1 protein-coding gene is annotated in these 257 nt (G+C 73.2%); it reads right to left on the reverse strand.

All coding sequences use genetic code 11. The features are described from left to right. The coding region (locus tag VTU_RS33835) for a hypothetical protein (protein WP_010107199.1) at positions 1-257 on the reverse strand (257 nt) is incomplete at both ends.

A 257-nucleotide genomic window follows, 5' to 3' on the forward strand; every position in this document is an offset into this window, starting at 1 on the left:
GCTCCCGCGCCAACTCCGACTCCTTCCCTGAGTCCTTCTCCAGCGCCCTCACCGTCCCCGACTCCCGCTCCGGCTCCCTCCCCTCCAGCGCCATCTCCGGCTCCCTCCCCTCCAGCGCCATCTCCTGCTCCCGCCACCCCAGCGCCATCTCCTGCTCCCGCCACCCCAGCGCCATCTCCTGCTCCTGCCACCCCAGCGCCCTCTCCCGCTCCCGCCGCTCCAGCGCCATCTCCTGCTCCCGCCACTCCAGCGCCATC

Source organism: Verminephrobacter aporrectodeae subsp. tuberculatae At4 (assembly GCF_000193225.1).
Taxonomy (GTDB): domain Bacteria; phylum Pseudomonadota; class Gammaproteobacteria; order Burkholderiales; family Burkholderiaceae_C; genus Acidovorax; species Acidovorax aporrectodeae.